The following is a 22671-nucleotide window of genomic DNA, read 5'->3' as shown; positions in this document are numbered from 1 at the left end:
GAGGTTTCATCATGGGGGATGAAAAGAAGCTAGTTATTAGTATTGCTAGAAGTTATGGTTCGGGAGGTCTTACACTTGCGAAGAAGCTTGGCAAGGAACTAGGTCTTCCAGTTTATGACAGAGAGATTCTTAGAATGGCATCTGACCAAAGCGGAATAAACGAGGAGTTGTTCGGTGAGGTGGATGAACACGTTAGAAAGATTTTCCTTTCTGCCAAGGCTCATTACAAGGGACTTCCATTAAGTCCAGAGTATGCAGCTTTTACATCAGATGACAATCTGTTTGAACTTCAGGCAGATGTTATCAAACGCATTGCCAATACACAAAGCTGTATTATCGTAGGTCGTTGTGCGGATTACATCTTGAAGGACAGAGCATATGTGCTTTCCCTTTTCTTCTATGCATCAGAGGATGATTGTCTTACAAGATTGCGCAGACAGGTAAGCGGTACAGACGCTGAGCTTCTCAAGAGAATGCATGACATTGATAAGCACCGTGCAGATTATTACAAGTATTACACAGGACGTGATTGGAACGATGCCAGAAATTATGATTTCTGTCTGGATACAGGTGTCATGGATTATGACAGACTCATAGAGGTCGTAAAATCTTACATTGAAATAAAGAATAGAGAAATCTAGAAAATAAAAAACAGGGTTGGAGCAATTCCAACCCTGTAATTATTTTATCGCTTAATCTTACCAAGCTGTGTCTTTTCAAATTCCTCATCACGGAATTCAACTTTGTAAATTCTCTTGAAGATAGGTAACTTCTTATTAGTCTCAGAAATGTAATTCTTAACTTCTTCCTGAGCATCCTTATCGCAGAATACTTCGAGGTGAATTCTGTCATTATCTGCGTATGCCTTACACTCTTTTACAGCTTCACAGCCATAAGCGTGCTTTTCAAGCTCTTCTGGGCTAACATTCTCACCGCTTGACAGAATGATAAGATTCTTCTTTCTACCTGTGATGTAAAGGAATCCATCCTCATCCATATATCCAAGGTCACCTGTGTGAAGAATGCCATTCTCATCAAGGACCTCTCTAGTGCCCTCAGGATCCTTGTAGTAACCAAGCATTACACCATAGTACTTGATGCAGATTTCGCCATCAATGAATACAACTTCGCAGCCGTCAACCATACGGCCAACTGAACTAAGGTGGTTAGCAACATCAAAGTTACATGTGATATTACCACTTGCCTCTGTTAAACCGTAGTACTGACCAAATCCGATTCCGTTGTTGAGGAATGTATTGATTACAGCAGGGTCTGGCTTAGCGCCACCTGTAAGAATAAGCTTAAGACCACCTAAACGCTCCATGTTACCTTTCTTAATGCATGTTAACCAAAGGTTCATAATACCAGGAGTAACAAGACCTACGTCAATCTGCTCGCCCTCAAGATCTGAAAGTACGTTTCTTGGGTCAGCACTAAGATATGTAGTAGCCTTCTGTTCAATTCTGTAAAGCCATCCTACGATACCAGCAACGTGATAGAATGGGAAAACGTTGTAGATTCTAAGACCTGCAGCGCCCTTTGCATCCTCTGAGAAATCGCTGTTGTGACCAGTAGCTTCAAAACCAACAAGGTTGTTAACAGAAAGCATAACACCCTTTGAAAGACCTGTTGTTCCAGAAGTGAAGATGATAAGTGCAAGATTGTTCTTTTCTTCCTCTGTAAAGTCCTTAAGCTCGATGCTACCATTGCCTTCCTTAAGCATTTCATGCTTATCAGCAATTGTGATGTTGCTTACAACTTTTTCTCTGTACTTATCTTCAACGATAATACCATCTAAATCTGAACGGTAGATAGCAGCTTCGATGTTTTCTGGTGTCTCGAAGAAGTTAACAGGTACAAGAACACCTCTGCTAAAGAGAACAGCACCAAGAATAACTGTGTACTCGTAATTGCTGTCTGCCATGATACCGATGTGCTTCCCTTTGAGATCACCGAAGGTCTGCTGAAGGTTGTAAGCGCAAGCCTTCATCTTGTCAAGGTACTCTCTGTAAGTTACAACAAAGCTGTTTTCGCCAGCTAAGTTTTTGAAAGCTGGTGCGTCACCATAGCTCTCAATAAGCTTTAATAATTCAACCATTATTTCCTCCTAAATGTTACTTAATCTATAAAATTCAGCCTCTGTATATTAAGTATGCGTGATTTAACGCGCCAATTATACATGTTGGAAGGGAAAATGAATATACATAAAATGACTAAATTATATGGCTAAAAGTGTGTATTATTTGCATTTTTATAATAGAAGCCTTATGATTGAGGTCATCACAGGTATTTTTTATTTTTTGGAGTGCAAAATGAACTTAAAAGTATTAAAAACACTAGAGTATGACAAGATAATAAACAGGTTATCAGAGCTGGCTACATGTGAGGCAGGAAGGCTTCGCTGTCAGCAGCTTCTTCCTATTAATGACATAGAAGAAATTAAGGTGATGCAGCAGGAGACTGCATGCGCCTTTAATCGACTTGTAAAATTTTCTGATGTAAGTGCCAGTGGTACTACAGATTTAAGACCTTCTCTTGCCAGATTGGAGTTGGGTTCATCTCTTAGCATAGAGGAGATTCTTGCGGTAGCAAATGTCCTTGAGGTTACAAAGCGTGTGGCTAAGTATGGCAGCCAGATGGAAGAGGAGGATGCTCTTTCCTTCTATTTCAATGGACTTTCTCCAGAGGTGCAGATTCTTAATGAGATTAGAAGATGTATCATCGATGAGGAGACTATTGCCGATGATGCCAGCACAGCCCTTTTCGATATCAGAAAGGGAATGCAGCGCACTAACGAGAAGATTAAGAGCGTCATGAATTCTATGCTCAATAACAGTACAACAAGAGGTTACCTTCAGGAGCCAGTTGTTACTGTTCGTGGTGGAAGATTCTGTTTACCAGTTCGAGCTGATTACAAATCAAGAGTTCCTGGTATGGTTCATGACCAGTCTTCTACAGGAAGTACATTCTTTATTGAGCCAATGCAGGCGGTTGATTTGAACAACGAGATGCGTGAGCTTCAGGTGCGTGAGCAGGATGAGATTGAGCGAATCCTTGCTATTCTTTCAAATAAGATTGCAGAGGCATCAGAGGGAATCATTCGTAATTACGAATTACTTACAGAGATTGATTTTATACTTGCAAAGGGAAGATATGCCATTGAGCTTAATGCCAGCAATCCTGAGTTTAATGAGGATGGAATTATAAATCTTCGTGGAGCAAGACATCCTTTGTTAGACCCAAAGAAGGTTGTAGCTACAGATATAAAACTTGGAGAGGATTACAATCTTCTTCTTGTTACAGGACCTAATACTGGTGGTAAGACAGTATCACTTAAGACTTGTGGTCTTCTTACACTTATGGCCCAGGCTGGACTTCATATTCCTGCGAAGGACAGAAGTCAGATAGCAGTATTTGATGATGTTTATGCAGATATCGGTGACGAGCAGTCTATAGAGCAGTCACTTTCCACATTCTCATCTCATATGGTTAACATTGTCCACATTTTAGAGGCAATCAACGGTGGAAGTTATTCTAAGGAGACTGAGAAGCTTATTGCTGAGAACAAGAAGGATTTTGTTTATTCAAAGGTAATCCACGGAACAAAGGAGGAGCAGAAGGTTCCACAGTTCCTTATTCTTATTGATGAGCTTTGTGCAGGTACAGATCCAAAGGAAGGTGCGGCTCTTGCACAGTCCATCTTGGACAGATTACACGTCCTTGATGTACGTACAATGGCTACCACTCACTACAGTGAGCTTAAGGTATACGCACTTTCTACAGAGGGTGTTGAGAATGCTTCATGTGAATTCTCATTGGAGACTCTTAGCCCTACATATCACTTGATTATTGGTGTGCCTGGAAAGTCTAACGCTTTTGCGATTTCGTCAAAGCTTGGAATCCCAGCTGATTTAATTGAGGATGCTCAGGGTAGATTGTCAGATGATGATAAATCCTTTGAAGATTTGATGGTAGATTTGGAGCAGAAACGTCATCAGGTAGAAGAGGATGCAGCAGAGGCAGCTGCCGCTTTGAAGGAAGCAGAGACTAAGCTTGCAAATGCTACAGCCAAGGAAGAAAAGATTAAGGCTCAGCGTGAGGAGCTTATTCGTCAGGCTCATGAGGATGCAGCTGCTATCCTTCAGGAGGCCAAGGATATTGCGGATGAGGCCATTCGTGACTTTAATAAATTTGGTAAAGGTGGCGGAAACATTTCTGCTATGGAAGCAAAGAGGGCGGCTCTTGGAAAGGGTGTAAATAAATCTAAGAGCAAGGCCAAGGAAAAGCAGGAGGTTCAGGAGAATCACAACGTACCTACAAATCTTCATGTGGGAGATAAGGTAAAGGTGCTTTCTATGAATCTTACAGGAAATGTTTGCACAGCGCCTAATTCAAAGGGTGATGTGACAGTACAGATGGGTATCATGAAGTCTACTGTAAATATTAAGGACCTTGTGCTTATCGAGGAAGAGGATAAGTTCGTTCCTAAGAAGGGCACAAGAGTTAAGAATATGACCTATGGTGGCTTCAATAAAGCAGCATCTATTTCACCAGAGATTAATCTTCTTGGCTGCACTGTTGATGAAGGTATCGCAAAGCTTGAGAAGTATCTTGATGATGCATACATCAGCCATCTCACTTCAGTTCGAGTTGTTCACGGAAAGGGTACCGGAGCCCTTCGAGCTGGTGTGCAGCAGTACCTTCGCAAATGTAAAAATGTAGCTGAATTCCACCTTGGAGAATTCGGAGAAGGCGACGCCGGCGTTACGATTGTAACTTTTAAATAAATGTAGAATATTGAGGTCAATCTGTAGGTAACAAGCTCTAATATTTCTTAAATGAAGCTTTCTTCAGCTGAATGTAGAAATATTATGGCTTGTGACTGTAACAGATTGGCCATTTTTAGTGTGATACTTGTGTGATAAAAGTTATGATATATTTTTTCTTGTAAAAAGGACTAAAGAAAAAAAGAACACGTCCGATAAAAAGACTAGTGAAAACAAATTACGAGGAGGAGTTAGAAAATGAAGATCGGCGAAATCATTAAGTGCGCAACATTGGAGGAAGTTTTTAGAAAGGCTTTTGAGCTTAACAGAGTGGGGATTAAAACAGAGTTTATCTCAAGCAATGAGCTTAGAGTTGTTGCTGTAAATGCAGTATAAAAAGTATCGCACATTGAGCTATCTGGAACGAAAGTTTCAGATAGCTTTTTTGTTGTCTGAAAAAATTTTTACAAAAAGGTGTTGACATACTTTGTCTGTCGTAGTATATTTACTTCAACAGATGAAATACTTCATCAGACGTAGTACGACACGCAAAGTACGATAGACATAGTACGACAGATAAAGGAGGTTAATATGGGCGAAATCAGTAGTGACGTTATCCGTGGCTACAACGATACCATGATTCTTAGCATCCTAATAAAAGAGCCATCCTACGGTTATGAAATATCTAAGCAGATAAAACAAATCACAGAAGAGAAATACATAATCAAGGAGACCACACTTTATTCGGCTTTTACAAGAATGGAGAAAAACGGATACATAGAATCCTTCGTAGCAGACCCGGATCCAGAGGGGAACGGAAAGAAAAGAACCTATTACAGAGTCACAGATTCAGGTAAAGATTTTTACCGGGAGAAATGTGAAGAGTGGGAACTAACAAAAGAGGTTGTTGAACGGTTTATAGAAAAACAGGATTAGGAGAAGATAGGAGAACATATATGGAAACAATAAAAAACTATTTGGAGACAATGTTCGCAAATATGCCAAATACTCCAGAGGTTAAGAAAGCTAAGGCTGAGTTGCTTTCTATGATGGAAGATAAATTTAATGAGATGATTGCTGATGGGGTAAATGAAAATCAGGCAGTAGGAACAGTTATTGCAGAGTTTGGTAATCTTGATGAGCTTGCAGCAGATCTTGGTCTTGCAAAGGAGCTTAGGGAGACTCACGAGAGAGAAGAATCTAAGCCACGTCGCTTCCTTAGAATGGAAGAGGTAGAGGACTACTTAAATGTTATGAAGGGAAATGGATTATTAATAGGTATTGGTGTTTTACTTTGCATCACATCAGTTACATGGCCAATTCTTTTTGAATTCCTTCTTAGAGGACAGGTAGGAGATGGTCTTGGTGTAACAGGAATGTTTATCAGCATCGCTGTTGCAGTTGCATTATTTGTATTTGCAGGTATCAGAGGAAATGATTGGAAATTCTTAGATAAAGAGCTTTGCCAGATTGACCTTTCTACAGCAGATATGGTAAAGAGCAAAAAGAGAGACTTCAAAGTTCCACATGCAATAATGATTGCTGTAGCAATTATGTTATTCATTTTATGGATTCCTACAGCAGCAATTGATATTGATATCGTTTCTAATTGCTTATTCTATTTCGTAGGTGCAGGTGTTTGCTTGATTATATATGCGACTACAGTAATGGGAAGTTATGAAAAGGTTTTAAAGCTTAATGATTCAAAGACAATCAGTGGTAGTTATGGAAAGGATAAAGGTGATATCGTGTATGTAAATAAATTTGCAGAGGGCGTTATGGAAGTTTACTGGCCAACAGTTACCTGTTTATATCTTATTATCAGTTTCGTTACTATGGATTGGCATATCACATGGATGATTTGGGTAATAGGTGCAATCGCACACAGATTGTTAGAGGTAGTATTGGCGGCTGAGGAGGATTAAGCAATGGAAAATAAGAAATGGACTAAGAAATATTTAGTTATAATATGGTTGGTTACACTAATTATTGTAGTGGCAGCTATGTGGGGACACATTATGAACTTTGGCGGTTTTAGCTGGTTCAGTGACGGCTGGCACAACGGAAATTCAGAGACAAGGAATTATGATTTTTCAAATGAAAAGGTAACAGATATTGTCATCGATATGAGTGCAGCTGATATTAATATCAAGTATGGCAGCCAGCTTTCTGTAGATTCAAGCTTCCCTGAAAAGTATGAGCCAACTGTAGAGCTTAAAGGTGGAAAGCTTACAATTGTTCAGAAAGATAGTGCAAAGCATAAGAAGAACCTTGATGGTTATAAGCTAGATATAGTTGTCCCAAACAATACAAAGTTAGACTCTCTAAAGATTGACATTGCAGCAGGAGATATTGATATCAAGGATATTCAGGCAGATGATTTTGATATCGATGCAAATGCTGGAGATATCGATATTAATGATATTACAGCTGAGAAGATCGATATTGATGCCAACGCAGGCGACATCGATGTAAAGAATGCGACAGCAGAAAAAATTGGTATCGATGCAAATGCAGGTGATCTTAATCTTATGGATTCTACAGCTAAGTCAGCTGAGGTAAGTGCAAATGCAGGTGATATTGATATCACAGGTACTTACGACAAGATTGAATGCGAGTGTGATTTTGGTGATGTAGATATTGATGCTCCTAGTACAGAAAGAAAAAATATTGATGTTGATTGTGCTTTTGGCAGTGTCAACGTTAACAGCAAATAATATTTAATATAGCAATACAGCGAGGCACTTAATCATAGGTGCCTCGTTTTTTTATGGATTAATTCATATAAATTTTGCTGTGACACTTGTGTGATAATCCAAATGATAATATGGCATCAGAATAAAGGAAGGGATGAGGAAACAGAGGTAGTATTAGGAGGACAAAGAAATGAGTTTTGAAAAGTTAGTAAAAGGAATGATGAGTTTAAGTCTTGTAGCAATAACATCAATGTTAGTAGTTGCAGGGATCAAAGGGGAAGCAGTTGAAGTAATAGGAGATGATTATGATCCAACAGTAACAGCAGCAGACCTTGAGGATGTAGCAGTTACAGAGTATTGCCTTCCAGAATATAAGACATACGAGAGCAAGGAAGGTTGGACAGTTCAGTACAACACAGAAGTTTTCCAGGTAGAAGAAGGAAATGATTTTGTAGGTTTTGATTACACTGGTGATTGCTCTGGCAGATGCATGGTAACAGTATCAACACTTACTGGAATGACACAGGAAGAAGCTAGAGACGAGATGGTGAATATGTGGGGTGAAAAGGCTACAACTTACGAAGGACATTTTTCAGTTGATGAGAAGTTTGCATATTGGGTATGTATGGAATCTGAGGTAGGAGAAGGCTTAGGTTTATACGATACAGCAATCATTGTTGAGCATAATGGAAACACAATTCTATTTGAGTGTGTAGAGTACATGGGAATAGATGAAGAAGTAGATATGATGGTAAGTGATGAGCTTGCAATGATAATTGATTCAGTGCAGTTTAATTAATAAAAGGTAGTTCTCTATAATAATTTTTTTCATTATAGTTCTCCTTTAAAAATGAGCGGGGCCCATAAAGCCTCGCTCAAATTATTTTTAAGAAATTTTAATTACAGCAATTTGATATTTGCCAAGGGTTAATGTACCATCAATATCTTCACCTGAAAGTATATCAAGTCCGGATATATCAGCTATATCTTTATCTTCTGTAGTGCAATTCAGATAGAAATCATATCTGGCATTATCAGAAAATCTGCTGTGTTTTTCTATGCCATCTGGCAATTTCGTAAATGCGATATCTGCGTGTGTCAGCATTTCACGATAAATGAATTCAATATCGTGCTGATTCGTACGGCAGGCTACATAATATGCATGACCTTTTCCATATTTATTGCAGGTAATAGCAGGCTTGCCCTCAAGGTAATCATTCTCGTAGCGGGCTAATATATCCGCCGAAACATCTCTAAGCATTTCCTGATAATCATGTACAGCTACTGAATGATAACTGCGATTTGCCTTATCATGAATCTTGATAGATACCTGATCCTCAGGATAGAGAGTGTCAATTTCTTCTGTACGAAGTCCGAAAACCTTATCAAGGCCATCACCAGGAAATCCTCCAAGATTAGCAAGTAAATCTTTGTTAACATAGCCGGTGAAGTATGTTGCCATGAATTCTCCACCATTATTAACAAAGTCTGTTATCTTCTGACCAATTCCATCGTGAAGAACGTAAAGCATTGGTGCACATATAATATTATATTTGCTCCAATCACTATCAGAAGAAACAATATCTGGTTCAATGCCGAAGTGCATGAATTCATTGTAAATACTCATACAGGTCTCATCAAATTTCTTTGTTTCGTTGGAAAGAGCCCAAGCATCATCAATTGCCCAGCGATTATCCCAGTCGAAAACGATAGCTACTTTGTTGTTGGAAACAGAACCTTTAATCTCACTGATTTTCTTTAGGTCGGCTCCGAGAGCAGCCACTTCTTTGAAAATTCTGGTGTCGTTTGTACCAATGTGGTCGATTACAGCACCATGCCACTGCTCAGATGAGCCACGGCTCTTTCTAATTTGGAAATACTGAACTGTATCAGAGCCTGTGGCAATTGCCTGCATTGAAATGAGCCTGTGCATGCCTGGACGGCGGTATTTGTTGTATGGTCGCCAGTTTACAAGACCAGGAGCAGATTCCATCATCATAAATGGCTGATTTGGCTTTAAGCTTCTAAATAGGGCGTGATTAAAACTTCGCTCTAATAGGTGATCTGCATCTGACTGCCAGTTGTTGTGATTTTCAGGGTAATTGTCCCAGCTGATTACATCGATGAATTGGCTCATGTACCAGTAATCATAGTCGTAGAACATCTCCATGAAATTGGTAGTAGTAGGCTCCTTAGCACCTGCAGCTCGTAGTGTGTCGATTTCGAAACGCATGAAATCTGTAGCTGACCAAGTAGTGAAGCGCTTCCAGTCAAGATTCAAACCAAGAACGCAATTTTCACCGTTTGCGTAAGGTGGATCAATCTGGTCAAAGCTGTTAAAGGTGTGAGACCAGAATGTAGTCCACCATGCTTTGTTTAGTTTGTTAATATCGTGGTCGTAGCGGTCGGCGAGCCATTCCTGGAACTTTTTGCGACAGGTGTCGCAGTAGCAGTAGCCACTAAGTTCATTTGAAATATGCCACATTAATAGACCAGGATGGTTTGCGAATTTCTCGGCAAGAGCAGTGTCCATAATTCGTACTTTATCGCGGAATTCTGGAGACTGCATACAGTGATTATGTCTTACTCCATGATGGTTCCTGATACCACGCTCGTCGCATCTCATGGCTGATGGATATTTTTCATCAAGCCAGGCAGGACGTGCGCCAGTAGGTGTGGCAAGAACAGTATATATGCCGTTTTCATATAGCTTATCCATGATATTAGCAAGCCAGTCGAAGTTGATATTGCCTTCAGTAGGCTCGTGGGCTGCCCATGAAAAAACGCCCATAGTGACAGTATTTATGCCAGCTTCCTTCATGTATTGAATATCTTTTTCTAAAATGTCAGGTCTATCGAGCCACTGCTCTGGGTTGTAATCTCCGCCATGAAGCAGGCCTTCCACCTGAGGAAATAAAATCTTATTCATAGTTACATCTCCTTATATAACCCTTGTATAAAAATCCTAACACAGAAAATGTGCGAAAACGATTAAAAATAAGCGAAATAATTTATATTTTCGCTCATAGTCTTATGATTGATTCTACTGGACCATTCACTTATAATTAAAGAAGCTAAATTGCAGCTTGGCTGCGCGGCTCCATTGGGGCTTAGATTGGAGATTTACATGAAGTACATTAACACCCTCAGAGAGGGAGACAGAGGCACAGAGACATATTTGTGCAAAAAGAAGACACAGGGCATTTCAAAGACAGGAAAGGCGTTTGAGTCACTTACATTATGCGATAAGACAGGCACCATCGATGCCAAGATTTGGGATGTTGATTCCGAGGGCATCAGCGATTATGACGAGCTTGATTTCATCACTGTTACAGGCGATATCACAAGCTGGAATGGTGCATTACAGTTTAACATAAAGCGCCTTCGCAAGGCTAATGAGGGAGAGTTTGATATTACAGATTACATCCCAGCCAGCAAGAAGGACATCGGTGTTATGTGGAATGATTTGACAGCACTTATCAATTCTATCCAGGCACCATACATGAAAGCATTACTTAAGAAATACTTTGTTGAGGATAAAGAATTTATCGAGGAATTTAAAGCTCATTCAGCTGCAAAGTCAGTTCATCACGGCTTCACTGGTGGTCTTTTGGAGCACACTTTATCAGTTGCTACAAACTGCGATTATTTCAGCAGACAGTATCCATTCCTTGATAGAGATTTACTTATAACAGCCGCTATCTTCCATGATATCGGAAAGGTTAAGGAGCTTTCAGAGTTCCCACGAAATGATTACACAGATGAGGGACAGCTTCTTGGTCATATCTATGTAGGAGCTACAATGGTAGACAGAGCCATTGATGAAATCGAAGGATTCCCAGCTGTTAAGCGTAAAGAGCTTATCCACTGTATCCTTTCACATCACGGCGAGCTTGAGTTCGGTTCACCAAAGAAGCCGGCTATTGCAGAGGCTATTGCTCTTTCATTTGCGGACAACATCGATGCAAAGCTTGAGACTATTTACGAGGCTCTTGAGAATGTTGAGGAGAATAATTTGACATGGCAGGGATTTAATCGTCTGCTTGATTCAAATATCCGTAGAACAGGAAAAAATTAATGAACAAAAACGATATTGTAAGATTAACAATAGAAGATATGTCCCTTGAAGGGGCTGGAATTGGTCACACTGATGGTGTGACCATTTTTGTCAAAGATGCAGTTGTTGGCGACGTTTGTGATGTCATCATTACAAAGGTGAAAAAGACCTATTGCTTTGCAGCTTTAAAGGAGGTAGTGGAGGCTAGCCCATATAGAGTAGAACCTGCATGTCCTAATGCCAGACAGTGTGGTGGCTGCCAGATCATGCAGGTTTCATATGAAAAGCAGCTGGAGATTAAGGATAATATCGTGGCAAGTAATCTGGTGAAGATTGGCGGTTATGATAGAGCTTTTGTGGATTCTATTCGCGAGCCAATCCTTGGTATGACAGATCCGCTTCGTTACCGCAACAAGGCGCAGGTGCCTGTTGGAGTGGATAAGGACGGAAAGATTATCGCAGGATTTTACGGTGCCAGAAGTCATAGAATCGTGCCATCAGACGACTGTAAAATTTGCTCTGAAAAGAGTATGAATATCGTATATACGGTAATCGATTATATGAATGAAAATGGTGTGTCAGCTTATGATGAAGCTACTGGAAAAGGCCTGATTCGCCATGTGCTTGTCCGAGAAGGTAAGGCTACTGGAGAGACAATGGTTTGCGTGGTTGTTAATGGCGATAAGCTTCCAGCGGCGGATTCGCTTATATCGCATATACAAAGTGTGGAGCCTTCGCTTGCGTCATTAGTCCTTAATATCAACACTCGTCGCGATAACGTCATCATGGGATATGAGACCAGGGTGCTTTATGGCAAGGAAGCCATCCGCGATACCATCACTCTCACAAATGGTGATACCATCGCTTTTGATATCAGCGCAAATTCCTTCTATCAGGTCAACCATGACCAGATGGAACGTTTATATAGCAAGGCCTTAGAATACGCAGATTTACACGGCACAGAAGAGGTTTGGGATCTATATTGTGGAATCGGAACTATTTCCCTTTCAATGGCAAAGCATGCTGGCAGAGTAATCGGAATCGAAGTAGTGCCACAGGCCATCGAAAACGCAAAAGCCAATGCGAAGCTTAATGGCTTAGACAACGCAGAATTCTATTGCGGCGAGGCAGAGGTTGTGCTACCAGAAATCTACGAAAAGATGTCACGTCCGGATGTCATTATGGTAGACCCACCTCGCAAGGGTTGCGACACAGTGGCTCTTGATACTATGGTTAAAATGCAGCCTAACCGAATCGTCTATGTTAGCTGCGATAGCGCCACACTGGCCCGCGACCTTAAGTACCTTGAGGAGCGTGGTTATCACATTCAAAAATACACTGTATGCGATCAGTTTGGTCATACCATGCATGTGGAGACGGTATGTTTATTGTCCAAACTTCATGAAGCAAAGCATCATATCAACGTAAAGGTAGATATGGACGAGCTTGATCTTACAAGTGCGGAAGCGAAAGCAACATATAAAGAGATTGAAGAATGGGTGCAGGAGCACTACGGATTCCATGTGACAAACCTGAATATAGCTCAGGTAAAGCAGAAGCATGGGATTATAGAAAGAGAAAATTACAATAAGCCAAAATCAGAAAATAGCAGACAACCGGGATGCCCGGAAGAAAAGGTAAAGGCTATAGAAGAGGCTTTGAAATTTTTTCAGATGATATAAGGCCTGATTTATGGCGCAAGTTCTTTTATAATTATTGTTAAGGTTGAATCGTAAACTGTATTCACGTACAATTTACAAAGATTTTACTTTATTTGATTGGAAAGGAGCATGATTATATGACCATCAGAGTTGTTATCGCTCAGTAGTCTGAGCTTAAATAATAAATGAATCGTAAGCTCAGATGAATCCTAAAAGAAATATCAATTTAGGAGGAGCATTATGAGCTATATTAAGGCAGAGAACGTGCTGCCACAGGAACTGATTGAAACGATTCAGCAATATGTAGACGGTAAATTGATCTATATTCCCTGCAAGGAAAAACAGGAGTGGGGAACCACGACTTCTGCCAAGGTCTTCTTTCGTGAAAGAAATGAAGAAATATACGAAAACTATATAGGCGGAATAGGAATACACGAACTTGCACACAGGTTTTCCTTGTCGGAGAAAAGCATTCAGAGAATCCTCAGGAATCAGAGGCTGGCCTTAAGCAAAGGTGCCCCTTCTGTCTGATCATACCAAAACAAGAGTGTTCTTTAGATGTGGAGGTTGTGGGAAGAAACAGGAGTTTATCAATTCCTATAGATTTAGAGTAAATGCTAACGGTAAGAGTGTTGATGTATGGCTGATATATCGATGTAAGAAATGTAAGCATTCCAAGAACCTCACAATTTATGAAAGGACTCGTCCAGGAAAGATACCTAAAGAATTGTTTGAGAGCTTTATGAATAACGATATGGAAACTGCCATGAAGTATGGTAGCGATATAGACTTTTTAAAAAGAAACAATGCTGAATTAAAATGAATTTCGGCCGGGCTATGTGTCCGGCCATTTCAATAGGGAGAATGTAATGGAAGAACAATATTTTTTTCATGTAATATCCGACATTCCCAAGAAGGTCGGTGAACATATCATTCTGGATGACAAGCATCCAAACGGTGTACACAAGCGTGTATATGAGGAACTCGAAACAGTAAATGATATATATAACAATCCTGAAAAATATAAGGATACAGAACTGACGCACAAGGTGGATGTAGCGCTTCGTGAGCTTGCGTTGGAAAAAGTTAGAAAAGAAAAGTATTCGGAGTACCCTTCGAGAATGGCTTCGCTATATGTGTCTAAGTCATACGAGGAAGCTGAGAGGTGGGGAGACTATTTTGCTAAGTTAGGAAGACCTACTTTCGGAATTGCAAAGATAAAAGTGACTGGAAGAGTTTTTGAAGGAGATGCCTACAAGTGTTTTGATGGAGTAACAGACGAACAAGAGAATCTTAGGATGGCTGAAATCTATTGGCAGAATGGAGCTAATGAGGATGGACATGAATCAATCGTGGAGATTCTTGCTGACGGAGATATAGAGATTGTTGAGATGGTAAAAGATATTAATGCGAATACGGAATACAAATATTTTGAGTTGAGAGAAAAACCCGACTTAAAAGATATGGATGCAGATTGGTTTCACAAAAAGTGGGGAGTCCCCAAGGATGCTTATCTTGAATGTATGACAGCGTATCTTAATAAAGAGACCGAAAATGGTTGGTACCTATGCATGTTAGGAGATCAAATTGTCGGCGGGTTAGGTGTAATCGATAATGATTTTCATGACAGGAAGGACTTAAGCCCCAATGTTTGCGCTGTATATACTGAAGAGGCTCATCGTGGACAGGGGATAGCAGGAAATCTTCTTAATCTTGTTGTGGAGAACATGAATAAAAAAGGAATTTCACCGCTCTATCTTGTTACAGATCATACTGGTTTTTATGAGCGTTATGGATGGGAGTTTTACTGTATGGCTCAAGGGGATGATGAACCGGAGCAGACGAGATTGTACATTCATCGATGATACATTTGAAATAAACAACTAGGAAAAGACGCACTCTATACTTACTAATGGCAGGTATGAGTGCGCCTTTTTCTTGAAAAAGAAAATGTAATAGATTTCGGAAAAGCATTTGACATTGGTTTATTTTTTCTTTTTGCCGCGTCCGGTTCCTTTTACAGGTTTACAAAGATCTGAATATCTCTGGAGGATATCGGTAAAGGTTTTAAACTCATAAGGGTTCATCTTAGTGAAGTTGATTTTAAAGAGTTTGCTGTACATTATCATCTGAGCTTGTGTTGCATTATCGGCAGTCTTTAGTTCTTCAAATGAGTCAAGGATATCATCAACAGGTGTAGTTGCATCACCGGTTTCTGCATCTTTGCTATGAGCATCTCTTAAATCTTTTGCGATTTTTACGATATCATTTCCGAGAAGGTTGTTAAAGTAATTATCTTCGGAAATAGAAGCTGTCGCCAATGTTTTCATATAATGATCTTCATCAGATATGCCTTTGTTTTGAAGACGGACTCTTGTCTGTTCAATCATTTTGTTGAGGTTTCTAAATTGCATTCCGGCAAGATTGTCAATGTAGATTTCCATGTCAGTGAGAAAATTTTTAAACTCTGGATGCTTTATCATTTCGCATATTAGGCGAGCATTCAGCTTGCCACTTTTTAATATTTCAACAGTTTCATCATCTAACCCTAAGTCATCAACAGGGAATCTGTGCTGTTCACGATTCTCGGTAAGTCCTAATAAATAATCGGAAGTTACTCCATAAAAATTTGCAAGGGAGATAATAGCCTTGTGAGTAATTTCTTTGTAATCATCAGTTTCATAATTTCCTAGAGATGCTCTGGATATTCCGGTCTGTTCTGCCAGTTCTTGCAGTGACAGACCTTTTTCTATTCTTAAATCCTTTAGTTTTTCCTGAATTGATAATTTACACTTCAATGCTTTATTCCCCCAATGCTTTTCCAAAAGATCTTGTATATGTAAATCATAACAGAATGTAAGTTTGCTATAAATGATGAATTCCAATATCGTGGAAAATTTTGAGAAGAGCAGCTATTTCCTACCTCTTGGATATACGGAGTAGGGCTTCTAAATCTTGGATAATTAGTCCATGAACAACGATAACGAGAGGAGGTGAAAAGCAAATGTTGTTAAATCAGGGATACGTTCCATGTAACAAACAGATTCATATCAAGATTCCTGAAAATGAATTGCAGATGATTCATGACAGGATGGAGAAGATAGGAGTCAAAAACATGAGCGCCTATATTAGGAAGATGGCAATCGATGGATATTACATTCACATAGACTTCAGTGAGTTATTAGAAATCATTAAACTTCTAAAAATTGACAGCAACAATATCAACCAGATTGCAAAAGTTGCCAATTCATGTGGCACTGTAGATGGCAAAACAATTTCGGATATGAAGGAGAATCATGAACGAGTTTTGAAGAAGGTGGAAAAGACTTTTAACAAATATTTGGACATTTATTGACTTCGTTTTTTAGCCTGTTTTGCAGGCGTAGCTTGCCGATGAAAATCGGCAATCAGGGGGATTGGGGCATACTCCCCAACAAGCAAAATCGCATCAGGTGTACACCGATGCACTGCTTGCCAATTTGTGAAAGGCCAAAAAATCTCATTTAAGGAAGGGGATAGCTATGAAGAATAAAGTGATAGTAAAAGACAAAGATGAATGGAGTTCTCTTGCAAACTTTATCGGAAATATAATAGCAAAATACGCTGATGAAATTGATTTTGATTCATTACCGGATCCTGATGTCTATCTTCAAAAAAGATATATATATGAATCTTATAAGGCGTATATGAAGTTCCGTAATAAGAAAACGAAGTAGAACATTGAAGGATATCATGAGGTGTGATAAAATAAATTCACTAATATGAATATTACATAGGTGAATGGCAAAGCGAGGTATCACTCATGATTATCAGCGAAAGAATTATAAAGGTTTTGAAAGAACGCAATATGACTCAGGCGGAGTTTGCAAAGCAGGTAGGTATTTCAACTAGTACCATAAGCGAATGGAAAAAGAGAAAGACCAATCCTACGGTAGAAAAGATAATGGACATCTGTAATGTTTTGCAAATTACCCCGGAGCAACTTCTTACCGGTAAAGGAATTGAGGATGAAGAGGAAATTGCTGCAGCAAGTCCTGAAAGTAAATTCACTCCAGGCGATGTTCAGATGATTGAGGATTATCATAATCTTAAGGAAGAACAGCAGAAGCGTCTTATGGCTTATATGGAAGCCCTGAAGAAGATAGAGAGTCTTGAGGATATGTAGATAAAATAATTTGATTAAAAATTTGGACCAGTGGTTTGAGGTCGATTTTTTCGACCACAAAAAACATCTTTGTTTGAATATAGAATACATGAAGTCACAATTTGTGACTTCAAAAAAGAAAATGCAAAGGAATATAGTGTTTATGAAAAATACAACAGACTTACTCACAGTTGAGTCTATTAGAAACTGTGTATATACGATACGCGGACAACAGGTGATGCTTGACAGTGATTTGGCTGATATTTATGGATATGAGCTTAAAGCTATGAACCAACAGGTGAAAAGAAATATTGAGCGCTTTCCAGAAGATTTTATGTTTCAATTAACAAAAGATGAAGTTGAATTGGTGAAGTCACAATTTGTGACTTCACGAGAAAACACATTTTTTTCTGGACAAGGTGGAGGTCGTAGAAAATTTCCATATGCCTTTACAGAACAGGGCATTTATATGTTAGCAACGGTTCTAAAGGGTGAATTGGCCACTAAGCAGAGTATTTTTATAATGCGTGCTTTTAAGGAGATGCGTCACTTCATTGCTAATAATGCTCTAATGTTTGAGAAGATTAATGCTATCGAACTGAAGCAGTTGGAATATCAAAAAGATACAGATGAGAAGTTTGGCAGGATATTTGAGTATATGGCAAATCATGAGGAAGAAAATCAGAAGATTTTCTATGATGGTCAGATTTTTGATGCCTTCAGTTTTCTTACAGATATTATCGGACATGCAAAGAAGGAAATTGTTTTAATAGATGGATATATTGATGTGATTACATTAAATATCCTTGCTAAGAAAAATGCGGGCGTTGATGTATTTGCATATACGTTGCCCAGTGCAAGAATATCTTCGCAGGATATTAATAATTTCAATGCACAGTATCCTACATTAACAATTAAGAAGACTATAGCTTTTCATGATCGGTTTTTGATTATAGATGGCGTGGAAGGCTATCATATCGGAGCTTCTTTGAAGGATGCAGGAAAGAAGTGTTTTGGGGTGAATAAGATAGAAGGTACGGATGTTGTTAAGGATATTATGAAGAAAGCACAACAGACAGGAACGTAACATAGAAGGGATTGATTAAATTGGGTAAGGATAAAACAAAAGTATATTTATATACCCGTGTTTCTACATCTATGCAGATAGATGGCTATTCGTTGGATGCACAGAAATCCAGAATGAAAGCTTTCTGCGAATTTAATGATTATGAAATCGCCGGAGAATATGAAGATGCAGGCAAGTCCGGTAAGTCCATTGAAGGGCGTGTCGCCTTCAACAACATGATGGAAGATATCAAATCTGGAAAAGATGATGTCTCTTTTGTTCTTGTATTTAAGCTTTCCAGATTTGGCAGAAATGCGGCTGATGTTCTAAATTCACTTCAGATTATGCAGGACTTTGGCGTGAATTTAATCTGTGTAGAGGATGGAATTGATTCATCAAAAGAAGCAGGAAGGCTTATGATTTCTGTACTGTCAGCAGTTGCTGAGATTGAGCGTGAAAACATACGTGTACAGACTATGGAAGGTCGTATGCAAAAGGCTAGAGAAGGTAAGTGGAATGGTGGCTTTGCTCCTTATGGATATGCCTTGGTTGATGGAAAGCTTGAAATAAATGAAGAGGAAGCTGTAGCTATCAGAACAATCTTTGATCAGTACGTTAATACAGATATGGGATCAAACGGAATCGCAAAATATTTGGAAAATCATGGAATACACAAAATAGCTAGACAAAATGGAAAGAATCCACTTTTTGATGCTTCACTTATCCGACGTATTATTCAGAATCCTGTATATTGCGGCAAAATTGCCTATGGTAGGAGAAGAACAGAAAAGGTTCATGGAACAAGAAATGATTATCGTCAGGTTTATAAGGATGATTATCTGCTTGTAGATGGCCTTCATGAGGCTTTAGTATCAGAAGAAGTATGGGAACAGGCACAAATCAAAGCCGTGGCACAGGCTAAAAAATATGAAAAAGTAAATTCTCCTAAAGGTGAAAAAATTCATCTTTTATCAGGTATATTAAGATGCCCAGTCTGTGGTGCAGGCATGTATGGGAATAAAAGCATTAAGCATAGAAAAGATGGCACAAAGTACAGTGATTACTTTTACTATGGCTGCAAGCACCGCAATATGACAAGAGGGCATAAATGCGACTATCGAAAGCAGGTGTCAGAAACAAAACTGGATGGAGCAGTAATTGAGGTGCTAAGGAAACTTGTGAGCAATAAGAAATTTGCCGGGATGATGCGTGAGAAAATCAATATGGAAGTTGATACTTCAGCACTTGATCAGGAAATAACTGCTCAGGAAAAGACGCTACGCCAAAGTTACTTGAACAAGGATGCCATTCTTTCAGATTTGGACAACTTGGATTATGAAGATAAGCATTACAAGAGAAGAAAAGCAGATTTAGAGGATCGCCTCAGTAAGACTTATGATAAAATCGAAGAGACAGAAAATGCCTTAGTAGAGGCTAAAGCTAAGAAGCGGTCGATACTTGCTGAGAAGGTTTGTGGAGATAATATCTACAAAGCGCTAATCTTTTTCGATAAAATGTATGAGCCGATGAATGAAGCGGAACGCAGAGAGTTCCTGACACAATTCATTGAAAAGGTTGAGATTTATGAAGAAGAACAAGAGAACGGTCAATGGCTTAAATCCATAGAATTCAAGCTTCCTATCATCTCAAAAGATATGAAGATAAGTTTGGACAATAGTTCGCAAATCGAGACGGTTGCAAAATTGACCCATAATTAGGTGCAATATAAATCTCACAGAAATTTCACACTGTACACACCATTGCTAACGAATAATCTGCTAGATTTAAGTTAGTGTTACTATGTGCATAGAATGTGGTGTGAAGGTAAGAAAGATGGCTAGTAATCTGTTTAGGGCTGTCACAAGACGCAGACAGAAAAATGAAGATATACGAGAGTACTTTAGCGTATGTATGGATGCCATTAATGAGGGAAATCTATACATGCTTCGTCGTGCTTGCATGTATATTTCTATCATCTACTTGATAATGATAGTTATTGCTCTGATTTTTGTGCCGAATTTTAGGGTCACATGGGTGCATATTTTGATGCTGCCTTTGATGGTAATCCAGTATTGTATCAATGTATACGCCTCAAAGCACACTCCAATAGGTACCAGAGCGACAGGAATTATCTGTTGTTCATTTTACTTTTGGCTTGCAATGGTATTTATCCTTATTGATACATACGTCTATTCAGATAAGCAGGCATATTTTGTTCCGATGCTGATACTTGTATTTCCAGTACTGTATATAGACCGAATGTATAAGTATGGCTGGGAGGAAATGACAGCATCTATCACTTTTACAGCTTTATCTTATCATTTTAAAGAATTCGCTTTATTTAGACGTGATGTGTACATGATTTTAGGCGCTTATTCTGTTTCAATGGTACTGGCTCATCTTATTCTTGAAATGCGAAGTAGAGAAGCTTTGGCGATGAAGGAACTCAAGGGCGAGAGTTCACTGGATAAACTTACCCATATTTTTAATAAAGATGCATTGCTATCAAAGATTGATGCGTATTTTCTTCAAAAGCCAGAAGACGATTATTGTGCGATGATGATTTTGGATTTGGATGATTTCAAATCTGTAAATGATAATTTGGGACATAATACAGGTGACATCCTTTTGGAAAACGTAGGAAGTCTTCTTATAGAAAGCTTCAGAGCATATGATATTACAGGAAGGTATGGCGGTGATGAATTTGTGGTTTTGATGCCTCAGATGAGTGATGTCAGCATACTTCAATCTCGTTGCAAAGCCCTGCAGAGACTGCTGGGTGATATAAACTTAGGAAATAGCGAACCATTTACAATGAGTGTGGGTGCTATTATAAGTAATAGCATACGAGATAGTAATAAGCTATTTATGATGGCAGATGATGCTCTGTATAAATCTAAAATTGATGGAAAAAATAATTGCACTATATGGAGTGTTGAACAGCGCAGTTATGAGAAACCAATCATTCTTAGTATCAATGATGGAAGAGTTGAAGCCATCAGAAAACTAAAAGAATATAAAGGTGATGTTTTTGAAATTCTTTCTGCAGCCAGTGATTATGATGCTCTTTGCACAATTAGCCAGTATAATAAGCAGTTGAAATTGGTGTTACTGGAAGTAAATGAAGAAAATGAATTTGGAACACTGACAATGAAATATATGAAGCAAAGAGAAAGCTTCAACAAGATCCCAATCCTCGCAGTGGTCAAAACTCTTGAAGGAGAAAAACTTGCGAAGGAATTGGGAGTAGATAAAGTACTAATGTACAATTCATCAGATAAAGAGTTTGGTGAAGCAATCAATACATTAGTAGGTATGTGAGAAATAAGCTTCGGCGGCCAGAACAACTGTGTCGCCGATTTTTAATGTCAAATCCTGTACAGGAATAAGTGAATCGCCGTCGCGGGTTACTATAGCTGGAAGATAGTGATCTGGCACACCAATATCCTTAATCTTCAAACCATTCCAGCAATGTCCTTCAGTAACATGAATTGTGAGCAAATCGATGTGCTCATCCCTGGCAAAGTTGTTCATAAGCTTCATCTTTGCATAGTGCTCAACGAATCCAGCAGATAAGATACCAGTCGGGATGGCCACTGCGCCGACACCCAAAAAACCTGTGAGGATTGCCATAATTCTTCCAGGTGTCGTGATGGGATAAATGTCTCCGTAGCCTACTGTAAGAAGAGTAGATACTGACCACCAAATTCCTGAAAATGCATTTCTAAAAACTCTAGGCTGTGCTTCATGTTCTGCATAGTAAATTCCAATTGAGCTTGCAAGCATAAGAATCATAAGAATTACGAGAGAGGATGTAATCTGATTTCTCTTTTCTTTTAATACTGAAAAGATAACTGCGAAAGAATCATACTGTCCGTTAATTCTAAAGAGATGGAAAATTCTAATTACTCTAAGGAATCTAAAAGCAACAAATCCAGATAAAAAGAAAAATGGAAGAATGGTAAATAAATCTATAATTCCGTCAAAGGATAGTAAGAATTTGATTATAGCCTTTCGACGTGAAACCTCTGGATACAATAAATCTGCAGTCCATATGCGGAGACCATACTCCACACAGAAAAGAAGAATTGTCACAAAGGCAATAACATTAAGAATTGGAAAAATTGGGGTAAATTCTTCATAGGTTTGAAGAACCATCACAGCAACATTTAAAAGGATTGTAACAGTGATGAAAATATCAAATGTTCTACTTGCAATATCACCCTTATTTCCAATTTGAATAACATGAAAAATCTGTTCTTTGTTAATTTTTTTCAACTT

The 22671-nt window shown here is 38.9% G+C and carries 22 protein-coding genes; 18 read left to right on the top strand and 4 right to left on the bottom strand.

What is annotated here, in order from left to right; translation table 11 throughout:
• Positions 1–11 precede the first annotated feature (11 nt).
• Positions 12–641: a cytidylate kinase-like family protein gene (locus tag BUA88_RS07350; RefSeq protein ID WP_072915140.1), complete on the top strand. Its 630-nt coding sequence runs from the start codon at positions 12–14 to the stop codon at positions 639–641.
• A 44-nt stretch (positions 642–685) separates the two neighbouring features.
• Here the strand turns inward: BUA88_RS07350 and BUA88_RS07345 are convergent, their stop codons facing one another.
• A complete protein-coding gene (locus tag BUA88_RS07345) occupies positions 686–2098 on the bottom strand; it encodes a class I adenylate-forming enzyme family protein (protein WP_072915135.1) in 1413 nt (470 codons plus the stop codon).
• 124 nt (positions 2099–2222) lie between these two features.
• On the opposite strand from BUA88_RS07345, the gene BUA88_RS07340 reads away from it, so the two are divergent.
• The 6 genes from BUA88_RS07340 to BUA88_RS07320 all read left to right on the top strand — a co-directional run bounded on the left by BUA88_RS07340 (position 2223) and on the right by BUA88_RS07320 (position 8261).
• Complete coding sequence (locus tag BUA88_RS07340) at positions 2223–4787, top strand: endonuclease MutS2 (protein WP_408633808.1); 2565 nt, start codon at positions 2223–2225, stop codon at positions 4785–4787.
• A gap of 237 nt (positions 4788–5024) precedes the next feature.
• Complete coding sequence (locus tag BUA88_RS16335; protein ID WP_176757570.1) at positions 5025–5162, top strand: hypothetical protein; 138 nt, start codon at positions 5025–5027, stop codon at positions 5160–5162.
• 195 nt (positions 5163–5357) lie between these two features.
• The gene (locus BUA88_RS07335; protein WP_072915130.1) at positions 5358–5702 is read left to right on the top strand and encodes a PadR family transcriptional regulator; all 345 of its coding nucleotides are present in this window, start codon (positions 5358–5360) and stop codon (positions 5700–5702) included.
• 20 nt (positions 5703–5722) lie between these two features.
• A complete protein-coding gene (locus BUA88_RS07330) occupies positions 5723–6691 on the top strand; it encodes a permease prefix domain 1-containing protein (RefSeq protein WP_072915125.1) in 969 nt (322 codons plus the stop codon).
• 3 nt (positions 6692–6694) lie between these two features.
• Positions 6695–7483, top strand: coding sequence for a DUF4097 family beta strand repeat-containing protein (locus BUA88_RS07325; protein ID WP_072915122.1), 789 nt, complete (start codon positions 6695–6697; stop codon positions 7481–7483).
• Between the two features lie 169 nt (positions 7484–7652).
• A complete protein-coding gene (locus tag BUA88_RS07320; protein ID WP_072915117.1) occupies positions 7653–8261 on the top strand; it encodes a hypothetical protein in 609 nt (202 codons plus the stop codon).
• An 87-nt stretch (positions 8262–8348) separates the two neighbouring features.
• Here the strand turns inward: BUA88_RS07320 and BUA88_RS07315 are convergent, their stop codons facing one another.
• A complete protein-coding gene (locus BUA88_RS07315) occupies positions 8349–10391 on the bottom strand; it encodes a beta-galactosidase (RefSeq protein WP_072915112.1) in 2043 nt (680 codons plus the stop codon).
• 198 nt (positions 10392–10589) lie between these two features.
• Here BUA88_RS07315 and BUA88_RS07310 point away from each other — a divergent pair, with 198 nt between their 5' ends.
• The 5 genes from BUA88_RS07310 to BUA88_RS16650 all read left to right on the top strand — a co-directional run bounded on the left by BUA88_RS07310 (position 10590) and on the right by BUA88_RS16650 (position 15045).
• Complete coding sequence (locus BUA88_RS07310) at positions 10590–11540, top strand: 3'-5' exoribonuclease YhaM family protein (protein WP_072915108.1); 951 nt, start codon at positions 10590–10592, stop codon at positions 11538–11540.
• On the top strand, positions 11540–13201 hold the full coding sequence (gene rlmD / locus BUA88_RS07305; protein WP_072915102.1) for a 23S rRNA (uracil(1939)-C(5))-methyltransferase RlmD: 1662 nt from the start codon (positions 11540–11542) through the stop codon (positions 13199–13201). Before BUA88_RS07310 ends, rlmD begins: the two co-directional genes overlap by 1 nt.
• 219 nt (positions 13202–13420) lie before the next feature.
• On the top strand, positions 13421–13711 hold the full coding sequence (locus BUA88_RS07300; protein WP_026511000.1) for a CD3324 family protein: 291 nt from the start codon (positions 13421–13423) through the stop codon (positions 13709–13711).
• Positions 13695–14003, top strand: a complete 309-nt coding sequence (locus tag BUA88_RS16765; protein ID WP_072915098.1) for a DUF1062 domain-containing protein — start codon at positions 13695–13697, stop codon at positions 14001–14003. Before BUA88_RS07300 ends, BUA88_RS16765 begins: the two co-directional genes overlap by 17 nt.
• Positions 14004–14049: 46 nt before the next feature.
• A complete protein-coding gene (locus tag BUA88_RS16650) occupies positions 14050–15045 on the top strand; it encodes a GNAT family N-acetyltransferase (RefSeq protein ID WP_083572435.1) in 996 nt (331 codons plus the stop codon).
• A gap of 120 nt (positions 15046–15165) precedes the next feature.
• Here the strand turns inward: BUA88_RS16650 and BUA88_RS07280 are convergent, their stop codons facing one another.
• Positions 15166–15978 (bottom strand): helix-turn-helix domain-containing protein, encoded by an 813-nt coding sequence (locus BUA88_RS07280; protein WP_072915095.1) that lies wholly within the window; start codon positions 15976–15978, stop codon positions 15166–15168.
• A gap of 206 nt (positions 15979–16184) precedes the next feature.
• Between BUA88_RS07280 and BUA88_RS07275 the strand changes: the two genes are divergently transcribed.
• The 6 genes from BUA88_RS07275 (at position 16185) to BUA88_RS07250 (ending at position 21711) form a co-directional block, all read left to right on the top strand.
• Complete coding sequence (locus tag BUA88_RS07275; RefSeq protein WP_026528705.1) at positions 16185–16535, top strand: plasmid mobilization protein; 351 nt, start codon at positions 16185–16187, stop codon at positions 16533–16535.
• Between the two features lie 166 nt (positions 16536–16701).
• Positions 16702–16896, top strand: coding sequence for a hypothetical protein (locus BUA88_RS07270; protein ID WP_044931394.1), 195 nt, complete (start codon positions 16702–16704; stop codon positions 16894–16896).
• A gap of 86 nt (positions 16897–16982) precedes the next feature.
• Complete coding sequence (locus BUA88_RS07265; protein ID WP_027207030.1) at positions 16983–17345, top strand: helix-turn-helix domain-containing protein; 363 nt, start codon at positions 16983–16985, stop codon at positions 17343–17345.
• A gap of 142 nt (positions 17346–17487) precedes the next feature.
• Positions 17488–18411, top strand: a complete 924-nt coding sequence (locus tag BUA88_RS07260) for an ORF6N domain-containing protein (protein WP_242939591.1) — start codon at positions 17488–17490, stop codon at positions 18409–18411.
• 20 nt (positions 18412–18431) lie between these two features.
• Entirely contained in the window at positions 18432–20108 is a 1677-nt protein-coding gene (locus BUA88_RS07255; protein WP_072915090.1) for a recombinase family protein, read from the top strand.
• Positions 20109–20223: 115 nt separating this feature from the next.
• Positions 20224–21711: a GGDEF domain-containing protein gene (locus BUA88_RS07250; protein ID WP_072915087.1), complete on the top strand. Its 1488-nt coding sequence runs from the start codon at positions 20224–20226 to the stop codon at positions 21709–21711.
• Here BUA88_RS07250 and BUA88_RS07245 read toward each other — a convergent pair.
• Entirely contained in the window at positions 21697–22668 is a 972-nt protein-coding gene (locus BUA88_RS07245; protein WP_083572432.1) for an ion transporter, read from the bottom strand. The genes BUA88_RS07250 and BUA88_RS07245 overlap by 15 nt on opposite strands.
• Between the last annotated feature and the right edge of the window lie 3 nt (positions 22669–22671).

Source organism: Pseudobutyrivibrio xylanivorans DSM 14809, from assembly GCF_900141825.1.
GTDB lineage: Bacteria > Bacillota > Clostridia > Lachnospirales > Lachnospiraceae > Pseudobutyrivibrio > Pseudobutyrivibrio xylanivorans.
This window is presented reverse-complemented; position numbering and strand designations above follow the sequence as displayed.